The organism is Blastococcus capsensis (genome assembly GCF_030165005.1).
Classification (GTDB): domain Bacteria; phylum Actinomycetota; class Actinomycetes; order Mycobacteriales; family Geodermatophilaceae; genus Blastococcus; species Blastococcus capsensis.
This window is the reverse complement of sequence record NZ_JASNNW010000027.1, coordinates 1-16017: the sequence shown is the minus strand read 5'-3', so window position 1 is coordinate 16017 and position 16017 is coordinate 1. Positions and strand designations below refer to the sequence as shown.

At 74.5% G+C, this 16017-nt stretch carries 18 protein-coding genes and 1 rRNA gene; 9 read left to right on the top strand and 10 right to left on the bottom strand.

Features of this window, described 5'->3' with window-relative positions; genetic code table 11:
* Positions 1–198 precede the first annotated feature (198 nt).
* A 5S ribosomal RNA gene (gene rrf / locus QOZ86_RS19025) occupies positions 199–315 on the top strand.
* Between the two features lie 267 nt (positions 316–582).
* Here rrf and egtE read toward each other — a convergent pair.
* Genes egtE through QOZ86_RS19000 form a run of 5 tightly spaced genes read right to left on the bottom strand, consistent with a single transcriptional unit; the run spans position 583 to position 4642 of the window.
* Positions 583–1716 carry an ergothioneine biosynthesis PLP-dependent enzyme EgtE gene (gene egtE, locus QOZ86_RS19020; protein WP_284493549.1) on the bottom strand — a complete coding sequence of 378 codons (1134 nt, stop codon included), beginning with the start codon at positions 1714–1716 and terminating at the stop codon, positions 583–585.
* A 21-nt stretch (positions 1717–1737) separates the two neighbouring features.
* Entirely contained in the window at positions 1738–2499 is a 762-nt protein-coding gene (locus tag QOZ86_RS19015) for an anti-sigma factor (protein WP_284493548.1), read from the bottom strand.
* The gene (locus QOZ86_RS19010) at positions 2480–3082 is read right to left on the bottom strand and encodes an RNA polymerase sigma factor (protein ID WP_284493547.1); all 603 of its coding nucleotides are present in this window, start codon (positions 3080–3082) and stop codon (positions 2480–2482) included. The genes QOZ86_RS19015 and QOZ86_RS19010 overlap by 20 nt, the downstream gene beginning before the upstream one ends.
* 44 nt (positions 3083–3126) lie before the next feature.
* Positions 3127–3795: a class F sortase gene (locus QOZ86_RS19005; protein ID WP_284493546.1), complete on the bottom strand. Its 669-nt coding sequence runs from the start codon at positions 3793–3795 to the stop codon at positions 3127–3129.
* A gap of 25 nt (positions 3796–3820) precedes the next feature.
* Positions 3821–4642: a DUF4397 domain-containing protein gene (locus QOZ86_RS19000; protein ID WP_284493545.1), complete on the bottom strand. Its 822-nt coding sequence runs from the start codon at positions 4640–4642 to the stop codon at positions 3821–3823.
* Between the two features lie 223 nt (positions 4643–4865).
* Here QOZ86_RS19000 and QOZ86_RS18995 point away from each other — a divergent pair, with 223 nt between their 5' ends.
* Positions 4866–5333, top strand: a complete 468-nt coding sequence (locus tag QOZ86_RS18995; protein WP_284493544.1) for a DUF309 domain-containing protein — start codon at positions 4866–4868, stop codon at positions 5331–5333.
* A 233-nt stretch (positions 5334–5566) separates the two neighbouring features.
* Here the strand turns inward: QOZ86_RS18995 and QOZ86_RS18990 are convergent, their stop codons facing one another.
* Positions 5567–5905 carry an STAS domain-containing protein gene (locus QOZ86_RS18990; protein WP_284493543.1) on the bottom strand — a complete coding sequence of 113 codons (339 nt, stop codon included), beginning with the start codon at positions 5903–5905 and terminating at the stop codon, positions 5567–5569.
* Between the two features lie 144 nt (positions 5906–6049).
* Here QOZ86_RS18990 and QOZ86_RS18985 point away from each other — a divergent pair, with 144 nt between their 5' ends.
* The 3 genes from QOZ86_RS18985 to QOZ86_RS18975 are packed head-to-tail and all read left to right on the top strand — an operon-like array spanning position 6050 to position 9307.
* Complete coding sequence (locus QOZ86_RS18985) at positions 6050–6766, top strand: response regulator transcription factor (RefSeq protein ID WP_284493542.1); 717 nt, start codon at positions 6050–6052, stop codon at positions 6764–6766.
* A gap of 31 nt (positions 6767–6797) precedes the next feature.
* A complete protein-coding gene (locus tag QOZ86_RS18980; RefSeq protein ID WP_284493541.1) occupies positions 6798–8171 on the top strand; it encodes a sensor histidine kinase in 1374 nt (457 codons plus the stop codon).
* Positions 8168–9307, top strand: a complete 1140-nt coding sequence (locus tag QOZ86_RS18975) for a GerMN domain-containing protein (protein WP_284493540.1) — start codon at positions 8168–8170, stop codon at positions 9305–9307. Before QOZ86_RS18980 ends, QOZ86_RS18975 begins: the two co-directional genes overlap by 4 nt.
* A 79-nt stretch (positions 9308–9386) precedes the next feature.
* Here QOZ86_RS18975 and QOZ86_RS18970 read toward each other — a convergent pair whose 3' ends face one another.
* Positions 9387–9962: an AMIN-like domain-containing (lipo)protein gene (locus QOZ86_RS18970; protein WP_284493539.1), complete on the bottom strand. Its 576-nt coding sequence runs from the start codon at positions 9960–9962 to the stop codon at positions 9387–9389.
* Between the two features lie 309 nt (positions 9963–10271).
* On the opposite strand from QOZ86_RS18970, the gene QOZ86_RS18965 reads away from it, so the two are divergent.
* The gene (locus QOZ86_RS18965) at positions 10272–11036 is read left to right on the top strand and encodes a DNA-formamidopyrimidine glycosylase family protein (protein ID WP_284493538.1); all 765 of its coding nucleotides are present in this window, start codon (positions 10272–10274) and stop codon (positions 11034–11036) included.
* Between the two features lie 148 nt (positions 11037–11184).
* Here the strand turns inward: QOZ86_RS18965 and QOZ86_RS18960 are convergent, their stop codons facing one another.
* Positions 11185–12390 carry an MBL fold metallo-hydrolase gene (locus QOZ86_RS18960; RefSeq protein ID WP_284493537.1) on the bottom strand — a complete coding sequence of 402 codons (1206 nt, stop codon included), beginning with the start codon at positions 12388–12390 and terminating at the stop codon, positions 11185–11187.
* A gap of 81 nt (positions 12391–12471) precedes the next feature.
* Positions 12472–13041 carry a copper chaperone PCu(A)C domain-containing protein gene (locus QOZ86_RS18955; protein WP_284493536.1) on the bottom strand — a complete coding sequence of 190 codons (570 nt, stop codon included), beginning with the start codon at positions 13039–13041 and terminating at the stop codon, positions 12472–12474.
* Positions 13042–13156: 115 nt separating this feature from the next.
* Between QOZ86_RS18955 and QOZ86_RS18950 the strand changes: the two genes are divergently transcribed.
* The 3 genes from QOZ86_RS18950 (at position 13157) to QOZ86_RS18940 (ending at position 15450) form a co-directional block, all read left to right on the top strand.
* Positions 13157–13306, top strand: a complete 150-nt coding sequence (locus QOZ86_RS18950) for a DUF8122 domain-containing protein (protein ID WP_284493535.1) — start codon at positions 13157–13159, stop codon at positions 13304–13306.
* Between the two features lie 145 nt (positions 13307–13451).
* On the top strand, positions 13452–13844 hold the full coding sequence (locus QOZ86_RS18945) for a DUF485 domain-containing protein (protein ID WP_284493534.1): 393 nt from the start codon (positions 13452–13454) through the stop codon (positions 13842–13844).
* Entirely contained in the window at positions 13837–15450 is a 1614-nt protein-coding gene (locus tag QOZ86_RS18940) for a solute symporter family protein (RefSeq protein WP_284493533.1), read from the top strand. The genes QOZ86_RS18945 and QOZ86_RS18940 overlap by 8 nt, the downstream gene beginning before the upstream one ends.
* A 196-nt stretch (positions 15451–15646) precedes the next feature.
* Here the strand turns inward: QOZ86_RS18940 and QOZ86_RS18935 are convergent, their stop codons facing one another.
* Positions 15647–15928, bottom strand: a complete 282-nt coding sequence (locus QOZ86_RS18935; protein WP_284493532.1) for a hypothetical protein — start codon at positions 15926–15928, stop codon at positions 15647–15649.
* Between the last annotated feature and the right edge of the window lie 89 nt (positions 15929–16017).

Here is a 16017-nt window from a genome sequence, read left to right as displayed (position 1 = left end):
CTGTGAAAACAAGTCAGAAAACAAGATGTCACGCGTCCACTGTGCGGTTCTGAACGCACGAACCAGCCGGTTCGAGCTCACATCCCCGGTGCCGACCGGAGGTGCGAGTTGGCTCGTGGTTCCGGTTACCCACCGGAGGTGTGAGTTGGCTCGTGGTTCCGGTTCCGCACCGGAGGTGCGAGTACATGTTCACAGAGTTACGGCGGCCATGGCGAGAGGGAAACGCCCGGCAACATTCCGAACCCGGAAGCTAAGCCGCTCAGCGCCGATGGTACTGCCCTGGAGACGGGGTGGGAGAGTAGGACGCCGCCGGACAACCATTCCCGAAAGGGGCCCCAGCATCCGTGCTGGGGCCCCTTTCGGCATGCCCGGCCACCGCCGCCGCCCGCAGGCCCACGCGACGGACCTCCTGTGCAGAACGCCCCGGCACGCTTCCCCCGCCGGCCCGGCACGGTCACGTGGAGCTGCGACGGCGCCCGGCCCGGCAGGTCGGACGCTCCCTGTGCATGGAGGCTCCGACGGCCCGCACGTGTGGGCGCTTCCTGTACATGAGTTCCCGACGGGCCGGGATGTTCTCGCGTGTCAGAGTGCGGCGGCGAGCGCCTCGAGGTCCTCGATCGTGGCGTCCAGGTGTGGGGAGACGCGCAGGACCGGGCTGGTCATCTCCCCCGGGGCGCGCTCGGGGCCGATCGCGCTCAGCACGATCCCGTGCTCGGTCAGCAGCCGGGTCCGCGTCTCGAGCACGTCGACGCCGTCCGGCGCGCGCAGCGTGGTGGTGGCGGTGGGCTCTTCGACCGGTTCCACGACCTGCCAGCCCGCCACGCCGTCGAGCAGCTCCCGGGTTGCCCGACCCAGGGCGGCCAGCCGCTCGCGGACCTGGTCCGGCCCGGCGGCCAGGTGTTCGCCCACGGCGACGACGAGGCCGATCCGGCCGGCGACGTGCGCCTCCCCCGACTCGAACGCGCGCAGCGGCGGTACCCCCTCCGGCTCTGGGAGGACCGGCACCAGTTGCGCGGCGATGGCCGGCCGGGCGAACAGGATCCCCACACCGCGGGGGCCGGCCAGCCACTTCCGCGAGGTGCCGTAGACGACGTCGGCGCCCAGATCGACGTCGACGTGGCCCAGGGACTGCGCGGCATCGAGCACGAGCGGCACCCCGGCCTCCCGGCACAGCGCCGCCGTCTCCCGGGCCGGCTGCAGGAGCCCCCGGTGGCTCCCGATGTGCGTGAGATGCACGAACCGGGGCGGGGCGTCGGCCAGCAACCGGGCGACCGCGTCGACGTCGGCGCGGCCCAGGTCGTCGACCGGCAGCGGCTCGGGTCGTAGGCCGGCGGCACGCAGCTGGGCGACGTTGGGCGCGTACTCGCCCGGCAGGCACGCCACCCGCGACCCGGCCGGAAGCCGCCAGCCGCTGAGCAGTGCCACCAGCGCCGCTTGTGCGGATTCGACGAAGGCCACGTCGGCCGCCGCCATGCCCACCAGCCCGCCGAGCACCGAGCGGCCCTGCTGGAGGAGGTCGTCCGCGGTGGCCTCGGCGACGTAGCCGCCCAGTTCCGACTCGTGCCGGGCGTGGTGCGCCGCGGCCTCCAGCGCCCGGTGGCTCTGCCGGCTCGAGGCCGCGCTGTCGAGATGGATGCCCGGGGGGCGGGGACGCACCGCGCGCCAGGAGGCGCCGAGGTCCTCGGAGGGCAGCAGGCGGTCGCGCGGGCAAGTCACGGCGAGCACGCTAGGCGCCGCTCAGCTGTCCAACACACCCCGGGCCACCGAGACCCCCGAGTGCGTCGGGTCGCCGTCCAGCGGCTCCACCGAGACGTCGACGATCGGGTACGCCTCCAGGTCGATGCCGGTCGGCAGCTCGAAGGTCTGCGTGCCCGGTCGCAGCACCCCGAGGGGCACCATCTCGACGACGTCCGGCTCGATCAGCCAGATCTCGTAGTACTCGTCGGTGAGTGCCGGCGCGTCGAGGTCGACCTGGAGCGCACGCGAGCCGTCCTCACGGACGACCACCTCCGCCCGACCCGACGCGGACTCCTCCCCGAGCGGGTCGAGGCCCACCGCGGCGACCAGCTCGGGGTCGTCCCCTCCGTTCAGGGCCGCGACCGCCCCCGCCCCCACGGCGGCGCCGGCGGCGACGGCGGCCGCCACGAGCAGCAGCCGGGGTCGGCGCGACCGGAACGGCAGCACCCGTCCGTCGGTCGACGCGGCGTCGGCCACGGGAGCGGGTGTGGGTGCGGCGGCGACGGATGTGGCGGAGTCCTCCGAGCGCGGGGCGGCCGTCACACCGGTGGCGGCGGCGATCGCGGCCCACACCGCCGGCGGCGGGGGTACGGCGGTCGCCGGAGCGGCGAGCTCGGGGATGGCCACGGCGTCGACCGCGCGCTGCAGGGCGGCCACCTCGGACCGGCACTGGGCGCAGGAGGCCAGGTGGGCGGCGTCGTCGGCCGGCAGGGTCTCGTGCAGCGCGGCGAGGGCGAGCTGTTCAGGCTGGCAGTGCGGCACCGTCCACCTCCAATCGGTTCCTCAGGCGTTCGAGAGTGCGGCGGATATGGGATTTCACCGTGCCCAGCGGGATCCCGGTCCGCTCGGCGATCTGGGCATGGGTGAGGTCGGCGAAGAACGCGAGCTCGATGATCCCGCGCTGCGGCTGCCCCAGGCGGTCGAGCTCCTCGAGCACCAGCATCCGGTCGGCGACGGCGGTGTCGACCGCCGGCGTCGTCCCGCCCGCGGGTGCGGCCTGCGCCTGCGACACCGCCGCCTCCGCCTCGCGGCGCTGCCGGTCACGACGCGCCCAGGTGTCGGCGATCTTGTGCCGGCAGACGCCGGTCAGCCAGGCCGGCAGCGGGCCCTGGTCCGGACGGAAGCGGGCGCGGCCGGTCCAGGCGGCGATGAAGGTCTGCTGGGTGACGTCCTCGGCATCGGGGCCGGGGCCGAAGGCGCGCACCGCCATGCCGTGCAGCTGACCCGCCCACCGTTCGTAGGCCAGCGCCAGCGCCTGCTCGTCGCCGGCGGCGAAGCGACGGCCCACCTCGGCGTCGTCCGGGTCCACGGCGCCGCGCGGGGCGGGCCCCGGGTCCGACGTCACGCCGGGAACGCTACCGAGGTCGGTGGCTATGGCACGCAAGCCGGTCAGGGCGTGGCGTCCGCTACCGGCTCGGCGACCACCACGACGTTGTCGCGATAGCTGCGGTACTCCGGCAGGAAGGGCCCGCCGCAGGTGACCACGACCAGGCGGGGTGGGCCCTCGCGCGCGAAGATCTCCCCGAGCGGGAGCGCTTGCTTGTGCACGAGTTCCCGGGACACCACCCGCCAGCGCGTGCCCTGCCCGGTGGCGTCGGTGATCACGATCTCGGCGCCGGGAGACACCTCGCGCAACGGGAAGAGGGCGCCGGCACCCTGCTCGCGGTCGTCGACGTGGCCGGCGAGCACGGCGTTGCCCGGTCCGCCGGGTGCCGGCCCGAAGCGGTACCACCCGATCCGGTCCACGTCCTCGGGCAGTTCCATCTGACCGTCGGCGGCGACGCCCACGAGGTCGACGGGAGCGGTGATCGCCTGCCCCGGCAGCTCGATGCGTACCGGGGGTGGGGACGCCGGCACGGCGACGGGGGAGGCGTCCCGGACGGTGACGGGGGGCAGGTCTCCCGCCCCGGCCGGCGGCGGCGAGGGGACGGCGGGCGCGCTGAGCGCCCGGTCCAGCGACGGTCCCGCCGCCGCCTCCGGCCGGGTGAGGGCCCAGGCGGTCGGCGTACCGACGGCGAGGGCCAGCCCCAGGGCGACGGTGGCGGCGGCGGGACGCATCAGCTGTTCCTCCGATCGACCGCGGTCAGCGGGACGAGCGGGCCAGGCGCACGGCGCCGGCGGCGGCCAGAGCCACGCCGGCCAGGGCGGCGGCGCCCACCGGGAGCGGCAGGCCGGAGTCGTCGGCCAGGCCGGCGGTGCCACCCGGGACGCCCGCGGGAGCGGACTGCTGACCGGCGATGGCCTGGACGGCCAGCTCGTAGCCGGCGTCCGCCGAGCCCCACGCGTAGACGACCGTGGTGGTGCCCTCGACCAGCGTGAGGTCCGCGGGGCCGATGGCGACGGTGTCGGTGCCGGCGACGACGACGTCGGCGGTGACCGTGCCGGCCGGGACCGTCAGGGTCTCCTCGTTCGGGTTCGTCAGCCCGTCGATGACGACCTGGCCACCCGCGCGGACGTCGACTGCCGGGGCGGCGGCGGTGTGCCGCACGGTGACCCGCGCCTGGCCGGCCGGCACCGCGCTGGTGTCGTTCACGAACGGCGTGAGTGCGGGCTCGCCGGCCTCGGTCAGGTGGGCCACCACCGTGGCGTTGGCGCCGGCGGGGACGGCCACGTCCATCGCCGACAGCAGCGGCTCGCCGGAAGCGTCGGCGGCGTCCGCGGGGAAGACCGCCAGGTCGTAGGACCCGGCCGGCAGCTGCAGGGGGTCGGTGAGCGTGCCGGGCTGGAAGTCGTCGATCAGCCGCTCGCCGTTGGCGTAGACGTCGACGGGGGTGTCCGGGACGGCGTGCAGGACCGAGACGGTCGCGGTGTGGTTGTCGGCCAGGGCCGGGGTGGCGACCAGGACCAGGGCGCCGGCGGCGCCGAGGACACCGGCGGTGCGGCCGAGGGTGCGGGTGGAGTACATGGTCTTTCCTCTCGGAGCAGGAGGTGTGGCACCCCGTCTTCCGCGGCGCTCCCGGGCCTGGATGCACGAGCGCTCCGCGTATCTGTTGCGAGCGATCGAGTCGCTTCCCGGCGTCTGCCGACGTCTCCGCCGACGCCGGTGCCCCGGGGCGCGGACCGCACCCCCTGCTCCCTTCCGCGCCCCCGCCGAGGCGGCCCCGTCAGGCGCGGGGAGGATGGGCACCGTGCCGGATCGGGACCGTGACGCCGAGGGACGCGCCCGCAACGCGCGGCCGCGGGACGCGCTCGGCCGCCCGCTGCCGCACGGCGTCGTCGGCGAGGAGCGGGCTCCCGAAGGGGTCGTCCGCCCGCCTGACGTCGCCCTCGCCGAGGCGCAGGTGCTGCTGGACGCCGGACGTCCCTTCCACGCCCACGAGGTGCTCGAGGACGCCTGGAAGTCCGCGCCGGAGGACGAGCGGCAGCTGTGGCGGGGGCTCGCCCAGCTCGCCGTCGGCCTGACGCACGCCGCCCGCGGCAACGACCCCGGGGCGACGACGCTGCTGGAGCGCGGCGCGGAGAACATCGGGCCCTACGTCGGCCGCCGTCCGCACGGTGTGGACGTCACCGGCCTGGTCGGGTGGGCGCGGGCGCTCGCGGCGGATCCCTCCGCCGGTCGCGACCCCGCCGCCAGCGCGCCCCGGCTGCAGGGCTGAGTCCCCGGCGCCCCGTCATCGGCCGCGGACGCGCGCGTAGCGGTCGAGGGCCACCTGGCGTTCGTGCGCGTGGTCGACGATGGGCTCGGGGGAGCCGCGGGCACGCCACCGGGCGCGGTCCACGGCTCGTGCACTTACCGGGGCTCGACGTCGCGCAGCTCAGGTCCCGGCGGAACCAGAGCAGCGCGGTGGGCACCTGCCGAGCTAGGAGGGACCCGGCGGAACCGCCCGGGTCAGGCCGAGCGGTCCCGGCTGCCCTCCAGGTCCAGCACCCGCCACAGGCCGGTCCGGTGCAGCAGGTCCAGGGTCCGCCGGTTGGCCCCACGGACCACGACGCTGCCGCCGCGGGCCCGGCAGGCGCGGTGCGCGGACAGCAAGCTGGCCACCGCCGGGCTGGACAGCTGCTCCACCTCGCGGACGTCGACGACCACGTGCCGCGCACCCGTGAGCACGGCGTCGTGCAGCAGCCAGCGGATGTCGGCGACGCCATCGGCGAGCATGTCGTCGGTCAGCCGCACGAGCACCTCATCGGTTCCCCGCGGGCCGTCGTGGTCGGGGTCGGCAGGGCGCACGGCGGTCTCCTCGGCGGTCGCGGTCCGGTGCTCTGCCAGCAGCCTCGCGTCCGGAGATTGCGATCTGCCGCGTCGGGACATTTCGATCGGATGACGGCGGCCGGGGCGCGCTGGACGGCGGCCCGGTGGTGGCAGCATGTCGGCGTGTCGCTGCGGATCCTGATCGTGGAGGACGACGACTCCATCCGCACCGCGTTGCGGTGGGCGCTGGAGGACGAAGGGTACGACGTCGCCGAGGCCGCCTCCGGCGAGGAGGCCGTCCGCATGGTGGGCATAGCCGCCCCCGACATGATGATCGTCGACCTGATGCTCGGGTCGATGGACGGCTTCACGGTCATCCGCGAGGTACGCCGGGCCCACGACCTGCCCGTCGTCGTCGTCAGCGCGCGCGCCGACACGCAGGACATCGTCGCCGCGCTCGAGGTGGGCGCGGACGACTACGTGACCAAGCCGTTCCAGATCAAGGAGATCACCGCACGGCTGCGCGCCCTGCGCCGCCGGACCGGCGCGGCACCGGCGGGTCACCAGCCCGACGGTGCGCAGGCGGGCATCGTCCTCGACCACGACCCGGAGGCCCCGCTGGTCCTCCGGGAGGCCAGCGGCACCGTCCACCGCGGGAACCAGCAGGTGCCGCTGACGCTCACCGAGTACCGGGTGCTGTGCGAGCTGGCCGCCGCTCCCGGGCGGGTGTTCAGCCGGCAGGCGCTGCTTGAGCGGGTGTGGGAGCACGGCTTCTTCGGGGACGAGCGGATCGTCGACGTCCACGTGCGGCGGCTGCGGACGAAGGTCGAGCGGGATGCGAGCGCCCCCCGGCTGGTCGTCACCGTCCGGGGCCTGGGCTACCGGCTGGACCCGCAGTGACGGCGGCGTCCGGTCGCGTCCGGAGCGGCGGGTGAGCAGGACTGCGGGACGGCGGGGGCTCCGGGCACGGATCGTGCTGGGGTTCGCGGCCAGCACGCTGCTGGTCTCGGCCGTGCTCGTCACGACCACCTGGTTGCTGGCCCGCAGCTACGTGGTGGAGCAGCGGGAGCAGGCGCTCACCCAGCAGGCCTTCGCCGACGCCGACGTGCTGCGCAACCGGCTGTCCACCGCGGGCACCGACGTCGGGCGGGTGCTCGGCGAGCTCGTCCCGTTCGGCGACGCGGAGGTCGTCGTCCGGAGCGGGGACGACTGGTACTCCTCCAGCCTGGACGTCGGCGGCCGCGACGTGCCGCGGGCCCTGCAGGAGGTGGTGGCGACCGGGGCCGCGGGCGCGCTGCGGGTCGAGACGGCGGACGGCCCGCAGCTCGTCGTAGCCGTCCCCGTGGTCAGCGCCGGCGTGGAGTTCTACGAGGTCGCACCGCTGGCCGAGCTGGAGACGCTGCTGCGCACGCTGGCCGTCGTCCTCGGCGCCGGCGCGGTCGTGGCGACCCTGGCCGGGGCGGGGTTCGGGGCGTGGGCCAGCCGGCGCGCCGTGCTCCCGCTGGAACAGGTGGCCGGCGCCGCGACGAGGATCGCCGGCGGCGAGCTGTCCACCCGGCTCCCGGCGACCGACGACCCCGATCTGGTGGGCATCGTGGCCGCCTTCAACAGCATGGTGGACGCCCTCGCCGCCCGGATCTCGCGGGACGCCCGGTTCGTCGGCGACGTCAGCCACGAGCTCCGCAGCCCCCTGACCAGCCTCACCACCAGCGTCGAGGTGCTCGCGACCCGGCGCCAGGAGCTGCCACCCCGGGCCCAGCAGGCGCTGGCCCTGGTGGAGGGGGAGGTCGCCCGCCTGCGCGTCACCCTGGACGACCTGCTGGAGCTGGCCTGGTTCGACGGCGCCGGGCACGTGCCCGACGCCGTCCCGGTGTCCATGACCGCGCTCGTCCGGGAGGTGCTCGAGGGAACCGGCCGGCCCGTCGCCCTGCTGGACGCCGGCCCCGAACCGGAGACCACCGTGCTCGGGGACAAGTCGCGGCTGGAGCGGGCCGTGCGCAACCTCCTCGACAACGCCGACCGCTACGGGGACGGGCCGGTGCGCGTGGGGGTGCGGCGCTGCGAGGGCTCGGTGGCCGTGACGGTGGACGACGCCGGTCCGGGCGTCGCCCCGCTGGACCGTGAACGGATCTTCGAGCGGTTCGCGCGCGCCCCGGGCTCGGCGCGCCGCTCGGTGCCCGGCGCGGGGCTGGGGCTGGCCATCGTGGCCGAGACGACCGCGCAGCACGGCGGCGCCGCCTGGTGCGCCGAGAGCCCGGGGGGCGGCGCCCGCTTCGTCCTCTCGATGCCGGCGGCGCGGACGTGAACCGCCTGCGCCGGGTGGGAGCCGCCGGCACGCTGGGGGCCGTCCTCACGGTGACGGCGTCCTGCGGGGTCCCGACCGGCGCCGAGCCGTCGACGATCGCGCCCTCCGACGTCCCGTACGGGCTCGCCGCACCCGCGCCGGAGGCGTCGGCCGTTCCGTCGTCGGTGCCCCGTGACGAGGCCGGCTGGGCCTACCTGGTCGGCCCCGACCAGGCGCTCGTCCCCCGGGCCCGGGACAGCGGGACGGGCTCGACGGAGGAGCGGCTCGGTGCGCTGCTGTCCGCGCTGGCCGAGGGCCCCACCGAGCCGGAGCAGGGCCGGGGGCTGTCCACGGCGCTGCCGCGGGGGGTGGTCTTGTCGGTGACGAGCATCGACGGTGCCACGGCGACGATCGACCTCTCCGGCGCCGCGCCGCTGCCCTCAGGGGTCGCCAGCCGCCGTGCCGTGGCCCAGATCGTGCTGACCGCGACCAGCCTGGCCGGCGTCGAGGCGGTCCTGCTGACCACCGAGGGCGAACCGGCGGAGGCGCCGCTGCCGTCCGGCGCGCTCACCGACGCGCCGTTGCTGCCGGCCGACTACGCCGTCTTCCTCACGCCTCCGCCTCCGCCTCCGCCGGCCGCCACCCCGGCGCCCTCGCCCACCGTTCCCCGGCCTCCGACGGCCGCGCCGCAGCCCTCCGCCGCCGTACAGCCACCCTTCGCGGCCGACACCCGCCCCGACACCGCCGAGCCGTCCCCCGACGCCGCCGTGACCGTGACCGACGTCCGCGTCGGCCGCTACGAGGGCTTCGACCGGGTGGTGTTCGAGGTGGACGGCGTGGGGCTGCCCGGCTGGGACGCGCGCTACGTGCCCGAGGCCCGGTCGGCGGGGAGCGGGTCGCCGGTGGACGTGGCGGGGGACGCCGTCCTCCGTCTGATCCTCACCGGCGTGGGCCTGCCCGGGGACACCGGCGTCCCCCCGTACGCGGGGCCGGATCCGCTGCCCGGGGCCGGCCCGGCGGTGCGCGAGGTCGTCCTGGACACGATCTTCGAGGGGCAGATGGTGTCCTTCTTCGGCACCACCGGCGAGCACCCCTTCCGCGTCTACCGGCTGCAGAGCCCCGACCGGGTGGTGGTCGAGGTGCTCCACCAGGGCTGAGACGCGCGGGATCTGCACACTGGCGTGCTTCCGGACCGGGATGCCCACCAGTGTGCAGATCTCGCGTGGACGGGAGGGGTCACCAGCGGTGGGCCACGTCGATCACCAGTCGCACCGCGTCGTCCCCAGGGGCGCCGATCAGGGTGAAGGTGCGGAAGGGCAGCCGGGCTCGGGTGCCGATGCCCAGGGTGGTCGAGCCCTCGTAGGAACCGGCCCACGCCACCTGCTCGAAGGTCCGGAAGCCGTCCACGTCGACGACCTCACCGCGGCTGGGCGGGAGGTACGTGGCGCGTCCGTACTCGTCGTACGCCGGGGAGTCGACGACGACCTCCAGGGCCGCCCCGCCCTCGAGTGGGACGCGGGTGCCCGTGCCCACCTGGTGCACGCTGTCGACGTATCGCACCGAGTAGCCGGTCGCCGCAGCAGGACCGCGCAGGTCGACGACCAGGCGGTCGAAGCAGGCGTGGCGGCCGGCGCGCACGTCGGTCACCGTCAGGCCGGCGGTGGTCGCCGCGCCGCTCTCCGGCAACGAGCCCCACACCAGCCCGCAGTAGGGCGCGCGGGCCGAGCCCGCGGCCGACGCCGGCGCGAGGACGCCGACCAGCAACGTGACGACCCCGGCGAGGACCGCCAGGGCACGGGAACGGATGTTCACGATGGCCTCCATCTGTCCGGTCCGCCCCCCTGTGGTGCGGGCCTACAGGGAGAGGTGTACTCGCGAAAAGGGCCTCCGCAAGCGGCCGCAACAGGCTCTCCACCAGGTCGTCGTCGCCGTCACGCCGTCGTCGCACCACCGCAACCACGGGGGCCTCGGCGGGCCGGAGAACGCCCGATCGGGGACGGCGGGAGACGGGGATCCGCGCGATCATGGTGCGGTGCCCGAGTTGCCCGAGGTGGAGGCGCTGGCGGCGTTCCTGCGAGAGCGCGTCGTCGGCCAGGTGCTGGCGCGCGCCGACCTGGCGCGGTGCAGGCGATCAAGACCTTCGATCCACCGCTCTCCTCGCTCGGCGGTCTGGAGATCACCGGCGCCGGCCGGCACGGGAAGTTCCTGGACCTCGGCGTCTCCGGGCTGCACCTGGTCGTCCACCTGGCGCGGGCCGGGTGGCTGCACTGGCGGCAGAACCTGCCCGCTGCGCCGCCCAAGCCGGGCAAGGGGCCGCTCGCGCTGCGGGTGCACCTCGATGACGGCAACGGCTTCGACCTCACCGAGCAGGGCACCCGCAAGGGCTTGGCGGTCTACGTCGTCCGGTCGCCGGCCGAGGTTCCCGGGATCGCGCGCCTCGGGCCCGACGCCCTCGCGGTCGACCGGGAGACCTTCGCCCGCCTGATGGCGGGCCGCTCCGGCCAGCTCAAGGGAGCGCTGACCGACCAGACCCTGGTCGCCGGTATCGGCAACGCCTACTCCGACGAGATCCTGCACGCCGCGCGGCTCTCGCCGTTCAAGATGGCCGACAAGGTCACCGACGACGAACTGGTCCGTCTCTTCGACGCGGTGCGGACCACGCTCACCGGAGCGCTGGAGCGCCAGGTGGGTCAGCAGGCCGCGACGATGAAGGGCGAGAAGCGCTCGGGCCTGCAGGTGCACGCCCGCACCGGCCTGCCCTGCCCGGTGTGCGGGGACACCGTGCGGGAGGTCAGCTTCGCCGACACCTCGCTGCAGTACTGCCCCACCTGCCAGACCGGGGGCAAGCGGCTGGCCGACCGCCGGATGTCCAAGCTGCTGCGCTGAGGCTGCTGCGTCGAGTCCTGCGCCCGGCCGCCCCGCCGCGACGATCAGGTGACAGTGATCGCCGGGCGTCCTCCCTCATGGTCGGCGGTGGGGGAGGACGCCGCGAGGTGAGGTAGGACGGCCATCACCGCCCGAGGAGGCTCAGAGCTCAGCTCGGCAGCAGGGCAATCAGCCGCGATACCACCCGGGCGAGGACGGCGCTGCCGACACCGGCGCCCTCCGCGGTCGCGGCGACCGCCGAGCCCACCGGAGTCCACCAGTCGCGCAGCGGGGGCCGGTCCAGCACGTCGGTCCGCTCGCCGGGCTGCGGGACGACGACGTCGATCCCGCGCGGGCGCGCGGCCGCCAGCAGCCGTTCCACCGGCTCGGCCCAGCGGTGGAACGCGAGGTTGTACGTCGCCCAGTGGATGGGCAGCAGGACGTTGCCGCCGAGGTCGCCGTGGGCCCGCACCGCCTCCTCGGGATCCATGTGGATGGCGTGCCAGGCGTCGTTGTAGGCGCCGATGGGCAGCAGCGTGACGTCGAACGGCCCGAGCCGGGCGCCGATGGCGGCGAACGCGGGCGTGTACCCGGTGTCGCCCCCGAAGAAGACCCGGTGCCGCGGGCCGCTGACCGCCCAGGACGCCCAGAGGGTGGTGTCGCGGTGGAAGTAGCGGCCGGAGAAGTGCCGCGCCTCGGTGCAGGTGAGCGTCAGCGCCCCGACGCGGTGCTCGCCGTCCCAGTCCAGCTCGACGATCCGCTCCTCGGGCACGCCCCACGAGCGCAGGTGCTCCCCGATGCCCAGCGGGACCACCCACGGCGCCGTCTGGGTGCGCAGCAGCGTCCGGACCGTGGGCAGGTCGAGGTGGTCGTAGTGGTCGTGCGAGATGACGACGGCGTCGACCGGCGGCAGCTCGTCCAACGCCATCGGCGGCTCGTGCAGCCGGGTCGGCCCGATGATCGGCGACGGCGAGACGCGCCGGCCCCACACCGGGTCGAACAGCACCCGCTGACCGTCGAGCTCGAGCAGTGCGCTGGCGTGCCCGAACCAGGTGACCGCCAGGTCGGCGGCGTCGCGCGGGATCTCCGGCCGCGCCAGGGGGATCGGGCCGCCCGGCAGGCCGACGTGCCGCTCGTCGTGCCACTGCCGCAGCAGCCCGTCGCGGGTGTTGGCCGGGGCGATCGCCGGGGTGGGCAGCGTGTTGTGGAACTTGCCGTCGGAGAAGTGCGGCGAGCCGGCGACCACCCGGCGCAGCCGGCCGCGGTGTGCGCCGAGAGCGGTCGGCAGGCCCCAGGCGGCGGCGGTGACCCAGCCCACCGGTCCGGCGAGCACGGCGGCGGTCAGGGCGGTACGGCGCGAGAGGCGGGACAGCACCGCTCCAGCATCCCAGCCCGAACCGTGCGCTTCCTGTGGACTCCATGATCACCGGGGGAGGGATGGATCAGTCGGGGTGGGTCACTCGTCCTGTGTGGGGTCCTCCGGAGCGGTGAAGCCACCCTGCCCGGGGGGATCGGCAGAAACCGGCGCATCCATGGTGACCTCGCCGGCCTCCTCGAACACGAAGGTGACCGGGATGGACTGCGACGAGCGCAGCGAGGTCTCGAGGTCCATCAGGACGATCGAGGGCGGCCCGTCCGGCTCCAGATAGACGTTGTCGTCCTCATTCACCTCGATGGAGCCGTCCGTCCCGTCGCGCGGAACGAGCTGGGCGTCGGCGAAGTCCTCGCCACGGACCTCGAGGAGCCGGTCACCGGTGATCCCGGTGTTCGCTATGGCGGCGTACAGCGGAACGTCCTCGCCCACCTCCCACACGCCGTCCTCCGGAAAGGCCAGCTGCAAGGCGGTGATCTTTATGTCTTCCGTCACGATGTCGTCCGGCCCGGGGTTGCCGCTGTCGACCTCCAGCCCGGGATCCTCGATCGGGTTGGCCGACTCGTCGTCCTCGGGTCCGCCGCAGGCGGCCAAGGGCAGGGCCGCCGCGAAGAGCAGGGCGGCCAACGGACGGGTGCGCGGGCGGCGGGGCATGCTGGTCCTTCCGGGGTGGCGTACGACTGCGGAGGGCACTACCCCGCACGGCCGCCGGCGCAGCATGGATCGGCGTACCGCAACAGATCTGTCGTATTCCCGGAAGGGGGCGGGCGTGGACGACGGCACCTGGGACGCACGCGCGGACGACGGCGGCGACCCCGCCTGCTGGCTGAGCCGGGTGTGCCCGGAGTGCGGCGGGCTGGCCGACGAGGACCCGCCGACCCGGTGTCCCCGGTGCGGGTCGGAGCTGCCGGCGGGGTGAGTCGGCCGGTGGGCTGCGGCGCAGGTCCGCGCGGGTGACGCGGTCATGCGGATCGGTACGGTCTCGCCCTTTTCGTGACCCCGGTACCCGTCGGTAGCCCATACAGTGACGCCGACCACACCCCGACCCCCCAGTGGAGGGCCGCGTGACCCCACCCCCCGACCGTCGTCTGCTGACCCCGGAGGAGTATCGCGCCGCGCAGGATTCCCCGGAGTTCGTGGAGCTGAAGAAGCGGTTCCGCAGCTTCGCGTTCCCGATGACCGTGGCGTTCCTCGCCTGGTACCTGCTCTACGTCCTGCTCTCGACCTACGCCGTGGACTTCATGTCGACGCCGGTGTTCGGCAACGTCAACGTGGGCCTGCTGTTCGGCCTCGCGCAGTTCGTCACCACGTTCGTGATCACCCACCTCTACGTCGCGCACGCGAACAAGCGGACCGACCCCATCGCCGACGAGATGCGCGACCGGCTCGAGGCGCACGAGTTCGCTCCCGGCACGACCACCGACGGCGCCCACACCCCGGGGAGCACCCGTGCCTGACGTCCTCGCCGCCGACGCCACGATCGGCAACCCGGCGGTCAACATCTCGATCTTCGGGGCGTTCGTCCTCGTCACGCTGGCCATCACCTTCAAGGCCAGCCGCAACAACAAGAGCGCGGCGGACTACTACGCCGCCGGTCGCACCATCACCGGGCAGCAGAACGGCCTCGCCATCGCCGGCGACTACCTGTCGGCGGCGTCGTTCCTCGGCATCGCCGGTGCCATCGCCGTCTACGGCTACGACGGCTTCCTCTACTCGATCGGCTTCCTCGTGGCGTGGCTGGTCGCGCTGCTCCTGGTCGCCGAGCTGATGCGGAACACCGCGCGGTTCACGATGGCCGACGTGCTGGCGTTCCGGATGCGGCAGGGGCCGGTGCGCACGGCGGCGGCGATCTCCACCCTGGCGGTCTCGCTGTTCTACCTGCTGGCGCAGATGTCGGGTGCCGGCGGCCTGGTCGCGCTGCTGCTCGGCGTCAGCGGTGACCTGGCCGAGGCGCTGGTCGTCGCGCTGGTCGGCGCGCTGATGATCTTCTACGTGCTCGTCGGCGGTATGCGCGGCACCACGTGGGTGCAGATCATCAAGGCCTCGCTGCTCATCCTCGGCGCGCTGGTCATGACCCTGTGGGTGCTCGGCGAGTACGGCTTCAACCTGTCGGCGCTGCTCGGCGGCGCGGTGGAGAGCGCCGGGAACGAGAGCGTGCTGAACCCCGGGGCCCGCTACGGCGTCAGCGACGTGTCGAAGCTGGACTTCATCAGCCTCGCGCTCGCCCTGGTGCTCGGCACCGCCGGCCTGCCGCACGTGCTGATGCGCTTCTACACCGTGCCGACGGCGAAGGACGCCCGCCGCTCGGTGGTCTGGGCGATCTGGCTGATCGGCATCTTCTACCTGTTCAGCCTGGTGATCGGCTACGGCGCCGGCGCCCTGGTCGGCGCCGAGGACATCCTCGCCGCGCCGGGCGGGGTCAACTCCGCCGCACCGCTGCTGGCGTTCGAGCTCGGTGGCACGGTGCTGCTCGGGATCATCGCCGGCGTCGCGTTCGCCACGATCCTCGCGGTCGTCGCCGGCCTGACCATCACCGCGTCGGCGTCGTTCGCGCACGACGTCTACGCATCGGTGATCAAGAAGGGGGACGTGCCGCCGAACGGCGAGGTGAAGGTCGCGCGCATCACCGCCGTCGTCGTCGGTGCGATCTCCATCGGCCTGGGCATCCTGGCGTTGCAGGCAGGTCTGAACATCGCCTTCCTCGTGGCACTGGCCTTCGCCGTCGCGGCCTCGGCGAACCTGCCGACGATCCTCTACACGCTGTTCTGGAAGAGGTTCACCACCCAGGGCGCGCTGTGGTCGATCTACGGCGGGCTCATCGTCTGCATCGGGCTGATCATCTTCTCGCCGGTCGTCTCCGGCGCGGAGACGGCGATGTTCTCCGGGGTCGACTTCGCCTGGTTCCCGCTGAACAACCCCGGGCTGGTCTCCATCCCGGCGTCGTTCCTGCTCGGATGGCTCGGCACGGTCATGACCAAGGAGAAGCCGAACGAGGCGAAGTGGGCAGAGCTCGAGGTCCGCGCCTTCACCGGGATCGGCGCCGAGAAGGCCGTCGACCACTGAGCGAGGGACAGGGCTCCTCCCGGTCACTCGCAGGGTAGGACCACCGCCGAGGCGCGCGTCCCCGCTGGGGGCGCGCGTCTCGTGCGTGTGCCGCGGTGACCGTCCTCGGCGCCGGGGTGCGCGGACCTCACGCTGCAGCAGGAGGCCCGCGGCCCGACGGTGAGGGCGGCGGCGCGGGTGGCCCCTGGTCGGTCGCTCAGGCCGCGGCGGCGTGGGCCGGGGTGGCCTCGGGTTCCGGCGCGAGGACGGCGTCGACGGTGGTCGCGGTCTGCACGACCAGGGTCTGGACCGGGCGGGCGGTGCGGCTGGTCCGCCGGGCGTGGGCGACCCAGCGGGCGGTGAGGCCCGTCAGGACGACCAGGCCGGCGAGCGCGTGCTGACCCGGGGCGCTCACCGCGACGGCGATCGCGGCGAGGTAGACGACGGAGAGCACGACGGCGGCGAGGGGCAGGTGGGGCAGGCGCAGGTGGGGATGCACGGCAGGACCTCCGGACGGGGTGGCCGGGGCGGGGGCCGCGGCCCCGCGGGGGCGGGGGGCCGCCCCGGGGCGGCGGCGAGGGGGGGGGC